14 protein-coding genes and 1 other annotated feature are annotated in these 15,810 nt (G+C 42.8%); of the genes, 4 read left to right on the forward strand and 10 right to left on the reverse strand.

The genetic code is table 11. The features are described from left to right. Positions 1-3: 3 nt before the first annotated feature. The 7 genes from AC0VX7_RS17685 to AC0VX7_RS17715 all read right to left on the reverse strand — a co-directional run bounded on the left by AC0VX7_RS17685 (position 4) and on the right by AC0VX7_RS17715 (position 7,189). Positions 4-756, reverse strand: coding sequence for a prepilin peptidase (locus tag AC0VX7_RS17685; protein WP_475425237.1), 753 nt, complete (start codon positions 754-756; stop codon positions 4-6). A 28-nt stretch (positions 757-784) separates the two neighbouring features. Next, a complete protein-coding gene (locus tag AC0VX7_RS17690) occupies positions 785-1,216 on the reverse strand; it encodes a type IV pilin protein (protein ID WP_475425238.1) in 432 nt (143 codons plus the stop codon). Positions 1,217-1,340: 124 nt separating this feature from the next. Then, complete coding sequence (locus tag AC0VX7_RS17695) at positions 1,341-2,546, reverse strand: type II secretion system F family protein (RefSeq protein WP_475425239.1); 1,206 nt, start codon at positions 2,544-2,546, stop codon at positions 1,341-1,343. 1 nt (position 2,547) lies between these two features. Next, entirely contained in the window at positions 2,548-3,588 is a 1,041-nt protein-coding gene (locus AC0VX7_RS17700; protein WP_475425240.1) for a type IV pilus twitching motility protein PilT, read from the reverse strand. 13 nt (positions 3,589-3,601) lie between these two features. Next, complete coding sequence (locus tag AC0VX7_RS17705; RefSeq protein ID WP_475425241.1) at positions 3,602-5,266, reverse strand: GspE/PulE family protein; 1,665 nt, start codon at positions 5,264-5,266, stop codon at positions 3,602-3,604. Between the two features lie 23 nt (positions 5,267-5,289). Next, positions 5,290-6,615 carry a G5 domain-containing protein gene (locus AC0VX7_RS17710; RefSeq protein WP_475425242.1) on the reverse strand — a complete coding sequence of 442 codons (1,326 nt, stop codon included), beginning with the start codon at positions 6,613-6,615 and terminating at the stop codon, positions 5,290-5,292. Positions 6,616-6,646: 31 nt separating this feature from the next. Further along, positions 6,647-7,189, reverse strand: coding sequence for a hypothetical protein (locus tag AC0VX7_RS17715; RefSeq protein ID WP_475425243.1), 543 nt, complete (start codon positions 7,187-7,189; stop codon positions 6,647-6,649). Between the two features lie 146 nt (positions 7,190-7,335). Between AC0VX7_RS17715 and AC0VX7_RS17720 the strand changes: the two genes are divergently transcribed. The 3 genes from AC0VX7_RS17720 to AC0VX7_RS17730 are packed head-to-tail and all read left to right on the forward strand — an operon-like array spanning position 7,336 to position 9,121. Further along, positions 7,336-7,752, forward strand: a complete 417-nt coding sequence (locus tag AC0VX7_RS17720; RefSeq protein ID WP_475425244.1) for a type IV pilus modification PilV family protein — start codon at positions 7,336-7,338, stop codon at positions 7,750-7,752. A gap of 4 nt (positions 7,753-7,756) precedes the next feature. Next, positions 7,757-8,188 (forward strand): type II secretion system protein, encoded by a 432-nt coding sequence (locus AC0VX7_RS17725; RefSeq protein ID WP_475425245.1) that lies wholly within the window; start codon positions 7,757-7,759, stop codon positions 8,186-8,188. Positions 8,189-8,200: 12 nt separating this feature from the next. Then, positions 8,201-9,121, forward strand: a complete 921-nt coding sequence (locus AC0VX7_RS17730; protein WP_475425246.1) for a hypothetical protein — start codon at positions 8,201-8,203, stop codon at positions 9,119-9,121. A gap of 30 nt (positions 9,122-9,151) precedes the next feature. Here the strand turns inward: AC0VX7_RS17730 and AC0VX7_RS17735 are convergent, their stop codons facing one another. The 3 genes from AC0VX7_RS17735 to AC0VX7_RS17745 all read right to left on the reverse strand — a co-directional run bounded on the left by AC0VX7_RS17735 (position 9,152) and on the right by AC0VX7_RS17745 (position 14,968). Further along, the gene (locus AC0VX7_RS17735) at positions 9,152-10,864 is read right to left on the reverse strand and encodes a sensor domain-containing diguanylate cyclase (RefSeq protein ID WP_475425247.1); all 1,713 of its coding nucleotides are present in this window, start codon (positions 10,862-10,864) and stop codon (positions 9,152-9,154) included. Between the two features lie 83 nt (positions 10,865-10,947). Beyond that, positions 10,948-12,261, reverse strand: coding sequence for a bifunctional folylpolyglutamate synthase/dihydrofolate synthase (locus AC0VX7_RS17740; RefSeq protein ID WP_475425248.1), 1,314 nt, complete (start codon positions 12,259-12,261; stop codon positions 10,948-10,950). 67 nt (positions 12,262-12,328) lie between these two features. Further along, positions 12,329-14,968: a valine--tRNA ligase gene (locus AC0VX7_RS17745; RefSeq protein WP_475425249.1), complete on the reverse strand. Its 2,640-nt coding sequence runs from the start codon at positions 14,966-14,968 to the stop codon at positions 12,329-12,331. 214 nt (positions 14,969-15,182) lie between these two features. Next, positions 15,183-15,426 (reverse strand) — a binding site (T-box leader). A 178-nt stretch (positions 15,427-15,604) separates the two neighbouring features. Here AC0VX7_RS17745 and AC0VX7_RS17750 point away from each other — a divergent pair. Beyond that, positions 15,605-15,799, forward strand: coding sequence for a hypothetical protein (locus AC0VX7_RS17750; protein ID WP_041964040.1), 195 nt, complete (start codon positions 15,605-15,607; stop codon positions 15,797-15,799). Positions 15,800-15,810 lie beyond the last annotated feature (11 nt).

Consider the following 15,810-nt stretch of genomic DNA (forward strand, 5'->3'; position numbering starts at 1 on the left):
AAGTTAGAATCCAACCATGAAAAATTGAAGATACCATCCTAAGATTTCTTCACCGAAGAAATAGGCTGTTAGAGTACCAAGGGCAATGAAAGGACCGAATGGAATAGCTTGCTTTCTTTTCACAAATCCAAGGAGCATGGCAGCAATACCGAAGAAAGCGCCATAAAAGGTAGCAAAAAAGAAGGATAGAAGCATTGTCTTAAAACCAACTACGAAGCCAATCAACGCAAAAAGCTTGATATCGCCGCCGCCCATCCCCCCCTTGCTGATGAGGGCAATAAATAAGAGGATCATGAATCCTGCAACTGCCCCAGCGACTGAATCCCACCAGGGAGAGAGAGGAAGAAATATACGCTCTACAATAAAAATACCCGCAAAAACAAGAAGCACCTTATCGGGAATAATCATGTAAGCAAGATCGGAAACCGTAATGATGATGAACAATGAAATCAAAGTCAGGGCGATGACCAATTCACCGCTCCACCCAATTAAAAGATAAGCTGCCGCAAACAGACTGCCCGTTAAAAGCTCAAAAAAAGGATAAACGGGCGAAATGCCGACCTTGCACTGGCGGCACTTCCCCCTTTGAATAAAATATGAAACTACCGGAATCAATTCAATTGCCTTCAGCTGATGCCCACACTTCGGACATGAGGACCGCGGCGCGACGATTGATTTTCCTTCTGGGACCCGGAGACCTACTACGTTGTAGAAGGAACCTAGGACTAGGCCGTAGATGAACAGGAATCCATTCAAAATAAGAAAACCTCACTATGAAATATTATTAATTACTAGAGGCAGGTCCAATGATAACTCTATCATTTTTATTTGGAGTCCAATCTTCATTTTCTAACATCTTAAGTGTCGCGTCAGTTATTATTACGTCTATGTCTCCAGCCTTACCTTTAGCAGTTACTGTTAATTCATCATTAACGACCTTAACAGAATAGGAAGTTAAATCTTCATTTTCTAGATAGGGTGCAAGTTGGGCCTGAGTTAAAGTAGTACTATCATCTGATGTAAGATGTAACTTACCTGCATTTAAAACCTGAATAGCCTCAGCTTTTACTGCATCAATTTTTGCCTTTTGGATAATTCCGCCAATACTCGGCACGGCAATCGCACTAATAATCCCCAAAATAACAACTACAGCCAAAAGTTCAACTAGCGTCAAACCTCTCTGGTCTTTCATTTTTTTCTTAATAGCTTTTAACATAATTATCTCTCCTTTAGTAAATTTTACCTATGACTATTTGCGTATCTATCTAATCATATTATAGATGATAGATTATAAATTTCATATAAAGAATGTGTAGAGAATTGTCTCTTTTTGGTCAAAATCAATTTACGTGATTGAATATGTCGAACATTGGAATCATGATGGAGGTAACGATGGTTCCGACAAGTCCTGCGAGTATGACGATCATGATTGGTTCAATCAAGGATTTTAATTGATCTGTACTGGTCTCTACTTCTTTTTCGTAGAAGTCGGCTACTTTTCCAAGCATTGCGTCCAGTGAACCTGTCTCTTCTCCAATCGCAATCATCTGTGTGACTAGCGGCGGGAATGCCCAGTGTTTCTTCATAGGTCCTGTCATTGATTGTCCAATCTCGAGCGCATCACGAGATTCACGAACGACTCTTCCTACCACTTCATTTTCTACAACATTTTCAACAATTGACAACGCCTGTAGAATGGGAACTGAACTCGAAAAGAGCGAGCTTAGCGTTCTTGTCATTCGGGCGAGTACTGCTTTTTGCATCATTTTTCCGAAAATCGGCATCCGCAGAATAGCGAAATCCAGATAATATTTTGTCTGTTTATTTTTCTTCATCGCTGATAGACCCGCAACGACTCCGACCATCAATAGCAGAATCAGCCACCAAAAGGATTGCATGAACTCACTTGCACCCAGGACAAACTTCGTGATCGCTGGCAGTTCCCCGCCAAAATCCTCGAACATGCCAACAAAGGTAGGTACAATCGAAACTAATAAAAAGATGACCACCAGTATCGCAAGTACCGCAATCACAGCTGGATAACTGATTGCGGCGATGACTTTCTGTCGGGTGTTATGCTGCTTCTCATAGTGTTCAGCAAGCCGCTCCAGCGTCTCATCCATATTTCCGCCTGCTTCTCCTGCTTTCACCATATTAATATACATGGATGAAAAGATTTTACTGTGCTTGGCGGTTGCCGCTGACAGCTGGATCCCTTCCCGCAGCTCTGCTTCGATGTCAAGCAGTGCCTTCTTCAATGCTTTACTATCCGTTTGCTTCGCTAAGATTTTAGTGGATTCCACAACCGAAACTCCGGCTTTTAACAAGGTAGCAAACTGTCGTAAATAAATGACCAGATGCTGCAGCTTAACAGGATTCCCGATGGTAATATCTTTTGTAAGCCAAGTTTCAGGCACTTCAATGATCTCTGTTGTCCTGATTCCTTCCTCACGAAGCTTTTCCAGTGCTTCACGCTTGGAACCGGCCGTGATCGTGCCTGAGCGTTTTTTTGTCCGGTCGCGTCCGGAATATTTAAATCGAGACATCTTATATCAACTTCTCCAGCATGTAGGGTTCAGCGATTTCCTTAGAGATGATACCCCTCTGGACAAGCTCCTTGATGTCCATCTCAAGTGTATGCATTCCATGAATCCTGGAGGTCTGCATGATACTAATAATTTGATGGATTTTTTCGTTCCTAATTAGGTTCGCTACAGCTGCATTGTTTATCAAAATCTCCGTTGCGTTTCTACGTCCCTTTTTATCCACAGTAGGAAATAGGCGCTGGGAAATGACTGAAACAAGGACCGAAGCAAGCTGTATTCGAATCTGCGCCTGCTGCCCCGGCGGGAAAACATCTAGTATTCTATTGATTGTAGCCGGGGCGCTTGATGTATGGAGTGTGCCCAGTACAAGATGCCCGGTTTCAGCAGCAGTAATCGCCGTCTGTATCGTATCAAGGTCACGCATTTCCCCCACCAGGATGACATCGGGATCCTGTCGGAGGGCCGCTCGTAATCCATTAGCGAAATTATTCGTATCCAGACCAATTTCACGCTGGTCAATAATGCTATTTCCATGCTTATGCAAATACTCAATCGGGTCCTCTAAAGTGACAATATGCTTACGCATCGTCGTGTTCATATACTGGATTAATGACGCCAGAGTTGTAGACTTTCCGCTTCCGGTCGGTCCTGTCACGAGAACAAGTCCCTGCGGTTTCTCGGCAATTCTTTTAAGTATTTCCGGCAGTTCCAGTTCCTCTAATGTAGGGATTCTAGTAGGAACGATCCTGACTGCAAGGGAAACGCAGCCCCTTTGATGGTAGGCGTTTACCCTGAACCTGGAAATGCCTGCTATTCCATATGAAAAATCCAACTCACCTTTTGACTTGAACAGATCCCAGGAATTTTCGGGAACGATAGCTTTTGCCATTGCTTCTATTTCATCTGGTGTAATTGTATCTGTCCCGTATCTTCTTAAGTCCCCATTGATTCTCATTACTGGGGGAATACCAACAGTTATGTGTATATCTGAAGCCTTTAGTTCAAAGCCTGACCTCAGTAAATGCTCTATTTTTTCTTTCATGTTAACTCCCCGCTTATTCTGTTATCGCTACCCTTAAAACTTCTTCAGTAGTGGTGAGTCCCTGTTTAATCTTCAGCAGTCCGTCGTCAATCAGGAAAATCGTTTTATTTCTGACAGCAATTTCCCTTAATACTGTAACAGGCTCTTCATTCATGATCGCTCTGCGAAGTTCATTGTCCACCGCCAGCACTTCATGGATCGCCAATCGGCCGCGATAACCTGTCATATTACAGGAAGAACAGCCTCTTCCCTTCCACACAGTCTCAATTGAAATTCCTCTTTTAGAAAAAATATCTATTTCGCGTTTTGTCGGCTCATGAGCCTCCGCACAGTCCCGGCACACCCTTCTGACCAGCCGCTGGGCGACAACTCCGCTTAACGAAGATGCGACAAGGAAAGGTTCGACACCCATGTCCAGCATTCTTGTCACAGAGCTCAGTGCGTCATTCGTGTGCATCGTGCTGAGTACCAGATGTCCGGTTAAAGAAGCTCTCACTGCCACTTCCACTGTCTCTTTATCCCGTATTTCACCAACCATGATGATGTTTGGATCCTGTCTAAGGATGGACCTTAGTCCTGCCGCGAATGTCATCCCAACATTCGGATTGACCTGGATTTGATTAATCCCCTCGATCTGGTATTCTACCGGATCCTCAATCGTAATGATGTTAACCTCTTCACTATTCAGCTTGTTCAACGCGGCATATAGAGTAGAAGACTTCCCGGAACCGGTAGGACCGGTAATTAAAACGATCCCATTAGGTTTTGAGATCATGTTCGTAAATCGATTGAGATTATGCTTGTTGAAACCGAGCTTTTCGATGTCATTCAATGTACTGCCCATATCGAGTAATCGCATGACGACCTTTTCACCAAAAACGGTTGGCAAAGTAGAAACACGAAGGTCAATAGGATGAAAATCAAGGTTCACTTTGATTCTTCCATCCTGGGGAGTCCTGTTTTCCGTAATATCAAGATTCGCCATAATTTTAATCCTTGCGATCAGCACGTTTTGCATGTGCTTCGGCAGAACCCGTTCCACCCTCAGGATTCCGTCAATACGGTAGCGGATAACTACCTTCGTTTCCTGTGGGTCGATATGAATATCACTCGCCTTGTTGGCAGAAGCATTTGACAGCAACTGATTCACCAGCCTGATGACAGGAGAATCCGCCTCTGTCAAACTCTCTTCCTGAACAGTTTCCATTACTGGGGTGCTAATGCCAATTAAATCATCAAGCCCATCATTATTATCGTAATATTTATTAATCGCACGAATGATATCGTCCTTGGTCGCTATCGCTGTCTCAATATGAAAGCCCGTCGACAACCTGAGATCATCCACCGTGAAAAAGTCCATCGGATCCGCCATAGCCACAAATAGCTTTTCCCCTTCTTTTTTCAGAGGAATAACTAAATTACGTTTCGCCATTTCTTTTGGTATAAGTGTAAAAAGCTTCGTATCGAATGGATAGCGATACAAACTGATATGCGGGATTCCCAACTGGAACTCGAGAACTTCAATCAGCTGCTGCTCTGTTATAAGCCCTCTTTGCAGGAGTGCATCTCCAAGCTTTTGGCCGGCAGCTTTCTCAGCTAATGTGGCTTGCAGCTGATCTTCTGAAAGCAGCCCTGTTTCGACTAACAGGTCGCCAAGCCGTCTTCTCATTTGTCTCATATTACTCACTCCTGAACTTTGGCTTACTTTGGTTCTTCATTCGGCTTGCCGAATAGACCGTCCTCTTCAATGTCAGCTTCTTCATTTGTTTCGTCTTCACTTTCATCATCTCCAGGTGAAGTTTCTCCTATGGACTGGTCTGGCTGTGCGTCCGAATCTCCAACTCCAGGTAAAACAACTGTATCCTCCCCGTTAGCAGTGCCAGATGCAGGTTCAGTGGCAACTGTTTTTACGGGATGTACTTCTATTCGATGGACGGGAGGATAAAAGTCTTCTGACAATACCTCAGTTTTCAATAATTCTCCCTTTTCAGTATGGGTTTCACGAACAACCTTCACTATGACACCCGGACTTCCTCCTACTTTTACAGATTTTTGTCCAGCATTTAATAGTGGAGAGAATTGCTTGATCGTCCTTGGTTTAAATTCCTGCTTGTCCAAAGTTTGAATACTGTATTTGTATAAGAAGGGCTCTCCTTTAACCGAAACTTCCAGGTCTGGGCCATTCCAGTTGAAAATAATTGTATATGCGGAAGCATTTGGATTATAAACACTAAAATCCATTCTCTTATTAAATTGAACCTTTGCTTCAAAACCCGGTTCAATATTCTCTGTAAGCTCCCTGCTTATATGCCTCTCCGATATAAGAAAGTTCGTGGGCAGAATGGCCTGATAAATTGCAGTGGCTATTTGGCTGTAAGTATGGTCCGATAGCTCAGGTAATTCACTTTCCTTTACGAGAGATGCCAGTGAGAACTGTGACTCAGCTTCCAGCTCGATTGTCGGGAAGGATTTTATAAAACTCAAAAACTCTTCATTATTATCATCCAATTTTATAGATATAGATGAAACTTCTATTGATTCTTCTTGAGGGAGATACTTGCCTAACCCAATGACAATATTCTCATTGAAACCTTGAATAGCTTCCGCCAAATCGTTTTCCAGCACTTCCAGGTTCAAACGGTTATTGATTGTGTCAGGCAAAACTCCATTTAATGATTTCATTTCAACAAAGAGTTCATTCTTCTGTCCGTCACTTGCAGAACTAATTGTCTGATCTGTTAAAAGGGTGAAATTTTCTGTCTTAACCGAATAGCTTTGTTCTTTATGCATTAATGCTACTTTCGCATCGGAAGACCATTCGTTCCAGCGTGCTTCCAACAAAGCTCTGGCTTCTTCTTTTGTTTTGTTTGATACATCGATCGTCCCGATGAAAGTATGATCCGAAAATATAGATTCCACACCTTTTTGCGAGCTCAAGGCTGAAGCGCCAAAATAAGTGAAACTGTATGTAAATAATGAAAAAACAATGACAATCAATGAGACTTTTACTTTTTGGCGTTTTTTCACATATATTCCCCTTAAAAAAAATTGTATTGTACTAAGAAGGCTGGGTTTCGTATGCTGCATCGTCAACTTCTTCTTTTGAAGCTTCAAAGTTCAGAACAGGGATTGCCTCTAATTTCTCTAATCCGAACTCACGATCGTTTCTTGCTTCCAAGAATGAGATATCCTCTATCATTCTTATTTCTTCCTCTTTTGAGGAAACAGCCTTTTCGAGATGTCTCTCATTCAAAGCTGGATCGAAGTTTTCATCTTTATCAATCGATTTTGGCAGATCAGGATGAACTTCCAATTTGGTTGAACCACCTGTATCCATCACCCTTGTAATTGCCCCTACGGATTCGAGATTTGCTTTAGTCCTGCTGGTTATTACGTATCCTGTGGAAACAGCCAATAATACCATAACCAGTAGTGACTGCCAGGGCGAGACAATCAAGCTAAAAGCCAATCCTAAAGAGCCAACTGCAGGAGCGATGACAGCAATTAACTTTTTCTGCCTTTTTTCCAGGCCAAATGGAATGATGTAAATGAGTACAGCGCTCAAAACTGTCGATAGAAATAGAAGTAAAAGGCTTATCATTGTCTTACTCCAATCTTCGTTGTATTCATTACTTTTTTATACATAAATCAGCAATATATCAAACTATTATCAGTAAATACGACAAAATTCTCTCTCTTCTATTGTATAATAATATTAATAGATTTAATAGACGGAGGAGCAATGACTTGGGCAAAAAGTTGGATGACCAAAAAGGAATCACTTTGCTGGAAGTGTTGCTGTCAATCGTACTTCTTGTTATAGTTCTTACATCTTTTGCTGGTTTTTTCACACAATCAGCACTGTTTGTGAAGAAAAATGAAGACAAGATCAGTACAACCCAGACCGCTCAGCAAATTGTGAATTTAATAGAAGTGGAGCTTACCAAGGAAGTGCTGAACACCAGCACAGAATGTCCAAGCCTTCCATGTAACCTTAACGAGGATAACTTGACGGGACTATTGGACCGTTCATTTGATGACAAACAAAAGATTTCTGTTAATTTTATTAATGGGGAAGTAGGATTAATACGTGTGGAAGTGTCTGTGGAAGACCGAAGCAACCCAGCAAGTAATTCAAGGACTTTTACATATATAAGAAGGTGATATATTGAAAGATGAACGTGGATTTACACTATATGAACTGATTGCCGCGATTTCGATTCTTATGGTCGCCTCTGCTCTCATATATGGAGTTTTCTTTGGTTTCAATAAAAACTATAACCAAATCTCTGCTAAAAATAATATGGACCAGGAAGCGAACGTGATCATAGCAACAATAAAGCAATATCATTTAAAACACGATGAATATATCATCGACTACAATACCACGACTCAATCTGCGCAAATTGGAGTAAAGACCAGCCAACAAATACTTGGTGATGCCAGATATTCACTACAAATCAAGGCTGGTATAACAGAACCAGAGTCATTTACGGGGGAAAAAGTAATCAATTCGAATAGTCCTATTTCAATTCATCTAATCCTCAAGGATGAAACAGGACAAACCTATGAGATGGAAACTATGATCAAAAGATATTAGGAGGGGCTCGTGATGAAAAATGAAAAAGGCTATGCGCTCGTCCTGGTTTTGCTGATTATCACGCTTACCTTCACCTTCGCCATATCATTGAGCGGAATGGCCCTTTCAGCTCGCAAGCAGTTCAACAAGACAGACGAGATCAATCGAGCCATCGACCTTGCTGAGATGGGAGTCGCTCATTATGAGGCTATATTATCTAAATTAGTTAAAAACGCAAATGATGAAGCAAGACAAACAGTTCAAACAGCTGTCGAAGCAGCCAGTATTAACCCGAATATTCGGATACCCAACTATGATGATGTTTTCTATACTACTTTATCAAGTCAATTAACAGAAAATCCCTTTGTGTCATTATCTATAGATGAAGGTAATTCTTACGAAGTAATAAATCCTATTATCACTAAACAGGTACAGAACATCTCAATTTCTTTCAACAGCAAGGGAAAAACAGCTAATGAGGAGAAGAAGCTGGTAGGCAAGCTAACAATTAATAAAAGTACAGATTCTCGCGACGGAGAATTTTTTCCTGATAAGAACACATTTGAAAATATTGAATTGGATGATTTTGAAATCAAGGGTGGAAAACAGGTGGAAAACTATACAGCATCCACTTTCTTTCAGAAAACAGTAACCCTCAAAGGGAATACCACCTTAATTGTTAAAGGCGACACCTTTTTTAATTCAGATGTTACATTAAAGGGCAGGGATACCATTTTCATCTTCGGCGATGCGTTCTTCTATAAGCCTTTGTCTCCGATTATAAAAGGAGAAAAATCCAAGATTTGTATTTTGGGTACACCTTACCTTATTGAAAATCAAAAACTTGAAAAATACTCCTCCTTTGATGGCGGAGATACCGAAAGCTGCCCGCGACCAATACTAAACGATGAGTGGTCGATCGACCCTGAAAATGGTATGAAAGTTGAATATTAGACAAAAAGGCTGACCCCGGGGTCAGCCTTTTCACTTAACATATTCCGCAACCCGGTTCCGACCGGATCGTTTTGCTCCTACATATAATGCTCTGTCTGCATGTCTGATCAATGAGAGTGAATCTTCGGCGTCCTGCGGGGCAGTGGCTACGCCGATTGACGCGGTGATATTGACCATAAGCTGCTTTCCTTCGTCATCCATCGATTGCATTAGTGTGAACGGATTATCGGCAATCAACAGCCTGATTTGTTCCGCTAGTTTAAGGGCATCGCCTTTCATCATGTCTGGCAGCAGGATTACAAACTCTTCCCCGCCATAACGGGCAACCGTTCCGATATTTCCGATTCTTTTCCTAAGCCGTTCACCAAGCTCGATTAAAATTTCATTTCCACTTTGGTGTCCGTATGTATCATTGACGGATTTGAAGTGGTCGATGTCGAGCAGGATGAGGGATAAGCGATTTCTATGACCGAATTGCAGCTTTTCATATTCCAGGGTCAGCATGTTTTCAAAATAGCGATAATTGTATAGCCCGGTCAATGCACATCGTTCACTATTTTCCTTCGTTTTCTCATGGTGCCTTGCATTTTCCACCGCAACCGCAAAATGCGAACATAGGATGTCGATAATCATCAGCTGCGATTTTTCGAATGCTCTTTTTTTGTTTGCGGCCAGGACAAGTACACCAATGACCTGGTTGTTTCGGACGATCGGTACACCGAGGATACTTTCTGCACCTGCCGGAATATAGCCTGAATTAATATGCTTCCATTGTTTTTTCGAATGGAAAAGAACAGGCTTTTTCTCTGCCCATACAAGCCCGCTTATTCCTCTACCTTTTTCAAGAGGCTCGGCAATCGGTTCAAGAACTTCCCCGAATTCCACCTTATGGATGAGTTTTAATTCTCTTTCTTCTACATCCAAAATGTAGGCATAGTCAACCGGCAGCATCTCAATCACTTTTTTAACAAAGAGGTCAAGAACATCATCCGACTTCAGCCTTTCAGCCAGCTGGTGGCCAATCTCAGCGGCACTCTGTAAATAATGGTTCACCTTGCCGCTCGAATAGTAGAGACTTAGAATAATAGACAGACTCGCGAAGGGAATCCCGACAAACAGTAAGGAATAAAGCCCCATCTCACTCTGGTATAGTTCATAAAGTATGAAGCCGATAGGGAATGTAATCAATGTCGTAACGGTTTCCCAGATGAAATCCTTTCCGAAATAAGGTCCCTTCAGTTTTAGGACGACTGCTTGCAGTAATACCAGGAATAATGTATTAACTCCGTAATTACTAATGCCATATACCGTTCCAAGGATGTACGTATATGGATCGTCCGTCAAATGAGCGCCATGTGTTCCTCCCAGTGCGTAAAATATCAATCCACTCACTATTGATACGATGAAGAACATTAATGAGTTCAGAGGGAATCTGTATAAATCAGACTTTTGTACACGAAGCCGCATTAAAAGGATTAGTACGGAAATTTGCATCAAAACCATTTCTACGAAAATCCCGTATGACAGGAATACAGCGAGCGACACCCACTGGATCAGGAAAATCGGCGTATTATTGACGACCATAGGCATGGCAGCCACTACAGCCATTAAGATCAGAAAGGTGAATACTTCCCATATAGAAATATCATTAGGAGGCGGATAGACCTGATAGGTAAGCCAGAGCCCAACCGGAACGATCAAGATCCAGCTAAACCAGATTGATTTTTTTAAAATTGAAGTCATCTAATCTACCCACCTCCTTTCTAGGTAAAAAGTCACACTATTATAATAGTTTAGCAAACTTTTTATACAATGTCATAATTTTCTTATTTATTTTTCAACACATTCACGATATAAGGCTTTGCTTCTGATAAAAAGTAGAGAGACCCTGTGATAATGAAAATTTCATCTTTGTTCAATTCATTTATTTTCTTATTGAGATAGCTTCTATAATCAACTGCGATGCTTTTATTCCCGCTGTTGCTTCCAACTTCCATTAGTTCTTCCGCAGAAGCGGCACGCGGAAAGTCGAATGTTGTGAAAGTCAGTTTGTCGGCAGCTTCTTCAAGAGTCGCGATCATCTTGTCTAACTTTTTATCTTTTAGAGCCGCAAAAAGGATGCTAATCTTTTTATCGGCATATCGAGAATTTATTTCACGTGCCAGCGCATTTATTCCTTCTTCATTATGCGCGCCATCGATCAGGACTAAAGGATTTTCACTTAAAATCTCAAGCCGGCCAGGCCAGTATGCTTGAGTCAGGCCTTCCCTTATATGCTCTTCCTCAATCATAAAGGAATAGTAGTTTGCAAGGACCTGGCTAGCCATTACAGCACAGGCAGCATTGTCTACCTGATGAGAACCGATCATCGATGTTTCAAGCTTCTGAATCTGGCCGAACATGCTGGAAAATGAAAATTGTTCTCCCCGCTCTAAAGACTCTCTTGAACTTGTTGAAAACTCATCTCCAAGATGGTACAGCGGAGACTTCCCTTCAATCGCTTTTTTTCTAATGACATCCAGTGCTTCAGGCTGCTTCACTCCCGTAATGACACTTACACCATTCTTGATGATACCTGCTTTTTCAAAAGCTATTTGTTCATATGTATCACCAAGGATCGCCGTGTGATCTAGACCAATGCTGGTGATGATTGATAGCAGCGGGTGTATGACGTTAGTCGAATCGAATCGCCCGCCAAGACCTACCTCGTAAATAGCAACATCCACAGGAGACATTTTCGCAAAGTAGTATAGAGACATTGCCGTGATGACTTCGAATTCAGTAGGCCCGCCCAGTTCAGTTTGGTCCAATTCATCTGCCAGAGGCTTGATCACATTTGTCAGCTCAATCAGTTCCAGATCATTGATAGGCTGGCCATTGATGCTGATTCTTTCATTGAATTGCTCAAAGTATGGTGATGTAAAAGTTCCAACTCTATATCCTGCACCTTGCAAAATCGAGCGAAGAAAGGTGACGGTGGAGCCTTTTCCATTCGTACCGCCGATGTGAATGGTTTTAATTCTTCTTTCAAGATGGCCCAGCCTTTCTAGCATCCATTCCATTCTTGTAAGTCCTGGTTTGATTCCAAGTCTCAGTCTTGCATGGATCCAATCAATTGCCTGTTCATATGTATCAAACATGTAACACACCTCAATTCAAGATGAAGACGAACCAATACTGGTTCGCCTTCAAATTTATGATCTTTAATTAGTTTCTCAATTCGTTTATGCGTGCTTCGACTGCTGCACGTTTTTCCAGGTAGTCTTTTTCCTTTGCGCGTTCTTCGTCAATGACTTTTTCAGGAGCTTTCTTGACAAAGCCTTCGTTTGCCAGCTTCTTCTGGACGCGTTCTACCTCTTTATCAAGCTTCTCTTTTTCCTTTTGAAGACGGGCGATTTCCTCGTCGATGTTGATCAGGCCTTCAAGCGGCATGATGATTTCGAGTCCTGTAGCGACTGCTGTCATTGCTTTTTCAGGAGCGTTGACTTCAAGCCCAATTTCAAGGTTCTCTGGATTACAGAATCGAACGATGTAGCCGCGGTTATTTTCAAGCATGCTTAATGTCTTTTCATCCTTCGCCTTCAGGAACATATCAACCTTCTTGCTAAGTGGCGTGTTCACTTCGGAGCGTATGTTTCGTACAGAACGGATGACTTCAACAAGAAGCTTCATATCGTCTGCTGCCTCTTTATCAGTCAGAGCCGGGTCAACCTTCGGCCAGCTTGCAACTGTAATGGACTCCCCTTCATGAGGAAGGTTCTGCCAGATTTCTTCCGTAATGAATGGCATGAATGGGTGAAGCAGGCGCATCGTGTTGTCAAGAACGTATGCAAGGATGGATCTTGTCGTCTTCTTAGCTGCTTCATCTTCGCCGTAGAGCGGAAGTTTTGCCATTTCAATATACCAGTCACAGAAATCATCCCAGATGAAGTTGTATAGCGCTCGGCCAACCTCACCAAACTCATAACGGTCTGAAAGTCTTGTTACAGTTTCGATCGTTTCATTCAGCCTTGTCAAAATCCACTTATCCGCAACAGATTTTTCACCGCTCAAATCGATTTCTTCGTACTTCAAGTCGTTCATGTTCATCAAGGCAAAACGTGATGCATTCCAAATTTTATTGGCAAAATTCCAGGTCGCTTCTACCTTTTCCGTGCTATAGCGAAGGTCCTGGCCCGGTGAGCTTCCAGTTGTCAGGAAGTAGCGGAGTGAGTCAGCACCGTACTGGTCGATGACATCCATCGGATCAACACCATTGCCTAGTGACTTACTCATCTTACGGCCATCTTCTGCACGAACGAGTCCGTGGATCAGTACATCCTTGAATGGTCTCTGGCCAGTGAACTCAAGGCCCTGGAAGATCATCCTTGATACCCAGAAGAAGATGATGTCATAACCTGTAACGAGTGCATCGGTTGGGTAGTGTCGCTTATAGTCAGCTGCTTCCTCATTCGGCCAGCCCATTGTTGAGAAAGGCCATAACGCTGAGCTGAACCAGGTATCAAGAACGTCGTTATCCTGTTCCCAATTTTCAACGTCTGCCGGCGGCTCGTGGTCAACGTATACCTCGCCTGTTTCTTTATGGTACCAGGCAGGAATTCGGTGGCCCCACCATAGCTGACGGGAAATACACCAGTCACGGATGTTTTCCATCCAGCGCATATAGGTGTTTTCGAAGCGCTCAGGTACGAAATTAACCTTCTCTTCTTTGCTCTGAAAGGCGATTGCTTCATCAGCTAGCGGCTGCATTTTAACGAACCATTGAGTTGAAAGATATGGCTCGACTACTGCTCCGCTTCGCTCAGAGTGCCCTACTGAGTGCATGTGCTCTTCAATCTTGAACAGTACGCCAGCATCCTGAAGATCTTTGACGATTTGCTTGCGGCACTCGAAACGGTCCATACTCTGGTACTTGCCAGCTTTGGCGTTCATATAGCCATCTTCGTTCATCACAAGTACTCTTTCAAGATTATGGCGGTTTCCGATTTCAAAGTCGTTAGGGTCATGTGCAGGAGTGATTTTAACCGCTCCAGATCCGAATTCCATATCAACATAATCGTCGCCGACAATCGGAATCTCACGGCCGACAATTGGCAAGGTTACCGTTTTGCCGATTAAATGCTTGTAGCGGTCATCTTCTGGATGAACAGCAACCGCAGTATCCCCGAGCATCGTTTCCGGTCTTGTTGTTGCGATTTCGATGTGACCGCTGCCGTCTGCCAGAGGATATCTCATGTGGTAGAAAGCACCCTGGACATCTTTATGGATTACCTCAATGTCAGATAAAGCTGTTTTTGCTGCAGGGTCCCAGTTGATGATATATTCACCGCGGTAAATCAATCCTTTACGGTAAAGAGAAACGAAAACTTCTTTTACTGCCGTGGATAAGCCTTCATCCAATGTGAAGCGCTCGCGGCTGTAGTCAAGTCCCAGTCCAAGCTTTGACCATTGCTTGCGGATATGCTGTGCATATTCCTCTTTCCATTTCCATGATTCCTCAAGGAACTTTTCGCGGCCCAGTTCATAGCGATTGATACCCTGGCTGCGAAGTTTTTCGTCAACCTTTGCCTGTGTCGCGATGCCAGCATGGTCCATTCCCGGAAGCCATAGAACATCGTATCCCTGCATCCTCTTCATTCGTGTAAGGATATCCTGAAGCGCTGTATCCCACGCATGGCCCAGGTGAAGCTTCCCAGTTACGTTTGGCGGCGGAATCACGATTGTATAAGGCTTTTTCGTTTCGTCATCCTTCGCTTCGAAAAACTTCCCTTTGATCCACCATTCATAACGTCCTTGCTCGATTGAAGACGGATCGTATTTAGTCGGCATAGACAAATTCTCTTCCATCAGTTTTTCCTCCATTCAAATGCATTTCCTTGAATTAGAAAAGCGCAAGCGCCTTGTTCAGCCCCGACAAGCGCTGGAGTGCCGACCAGTGAAGTCGTTCTTTGACTTCATTGGGCGGACCGAAGCGACTCGAGGGGCTAGGCGCTGAAACTAGACAATTCTCGAAGTGAAAATTTATACTTTCTTACCTTAAAATAAAAAACTCCATTCGCCTTAAAAGGACGAATGGAGTTTGTTCGCGGTACCACCTTTTTTCCCAGCAACGGTAAAAACAGTTTTGTTGCTGGCTCAAATATGGATAACGGTTCTTCACCGTCGCCTGTTACTGGGAGTTTACCCGTTCCCAGGCGATGCTCAAGGGCGACCTTCCATGGTTCCTGCTTAGAAGTCCTCTCAGCTACTGGACTCCCTCTCTTCAAGCTGGCTGCTCATGTACTCTTCCCTGTCAAAGCTTTGCTTTATAGTGTTTTTGTATATTAGTTATACTACCCAAAAAAGGGGATTGACGTCAATCATCATTTCCTATTTTTTATTATTTTATACTTTTTGCTCCTTGATGTGCGAACAATAAGCACTTTTTGGGCCTTTCATACATAGAATGAAAAAAGGGATACCTGATTGTTTGGAGGGATGGCGATGAAGAGACGAAGGTATAATCCTTATACACTCCCGCGGTGGGCGAGGACGGCACGTGCAGTATGTGCTCAGCTCATTATTCCTTTTTGCGTGTTCCAGGGAATCCGCACACTTTTCTTTCCTACGACATTTGATGTCTTCCTGTTATCAATATTCATTATGATTGCACTGGCAATCAAATTCGAAATTATTTAAGGAGCCAAAGA

Source organism: Mesobacillus sp. QJM3NY_10, assembly GCF_056173465.1.

Bases quoted from the DNA above. Each gene is read 5' to 3' on its own strand.
- AC0VX7_RS17700 (WP_475425240.1), bottom strand. From the start codon at position 3,588: ATGAAAGAAAAAATAGAGCATTTACTGAGGTCAGGCTTTGAACTAAAG.
- AC0VX7_RS17735 (WP_475425247.1), bottom strand. From the start codon at position 10,864: ATGACTTCAATTTTAAAAAAATCAATCTGGTTTAGCTGGATCTTGATC.
- AC0VX7_RS17695 (WP_475425239.1), bottom strand. From the start codon at position 2,546: ATGTCTCGATTTAAATATTCCGGACGCGACCGGACAAAAAAACGCTCA.
- AC0VX7_RS17730 (WP_475425246.1), top strand. From the start codon at position 8,201: ATGAAAAATGAAAAAGGCTATGCGCTCGTCCTGGTTTTGCTGATTATC.
- AC0VX7_RS17715 (WP_475425243.1), bottom strand. From the start codon at position 7,189: ATGATAAGCCTTTTACTTCTATTTCTATCGACAGTTTTGAGCGCTGTA.
- AC0VX7_RS17745 (WP_475425249.1), bottom strand. From the start codon at position 14,968: ATGGAAGAGAATTTGTCTATGCCGACTAAATACGATCCGTCTTCAATC.
- AC0VX7_RS17740 (WP_475425248.1), bottom strand. From the start codon at position 12,261: ATGTTTGATACATATGAACAGGCAATTGATTGGATCCATGCAAGACTG.
- AC0VX7_RS17690 (WP_475425238.1), bottom strand. From the start codon at position 1,216: ATGTTAAAAGCTATTAAGAAAAAAATGAAAGACCAGAGAGGTTTGACG.
- AC0VX7_RS17750 (WP_041964040.1), top strand. From the start codon at position 15,605: ATGAAGAGACGAAGGTATAATCCTTATACACTCCCGCGGTGGGCGAGG.
- AC0VX7_RS17705 (WP_475425241.1), bottom strand. From the start codon at position 5,266: ATGAGACAAATGAGAAGACGGCTTGGCGACCTGTTAGTCGAAACAGGG.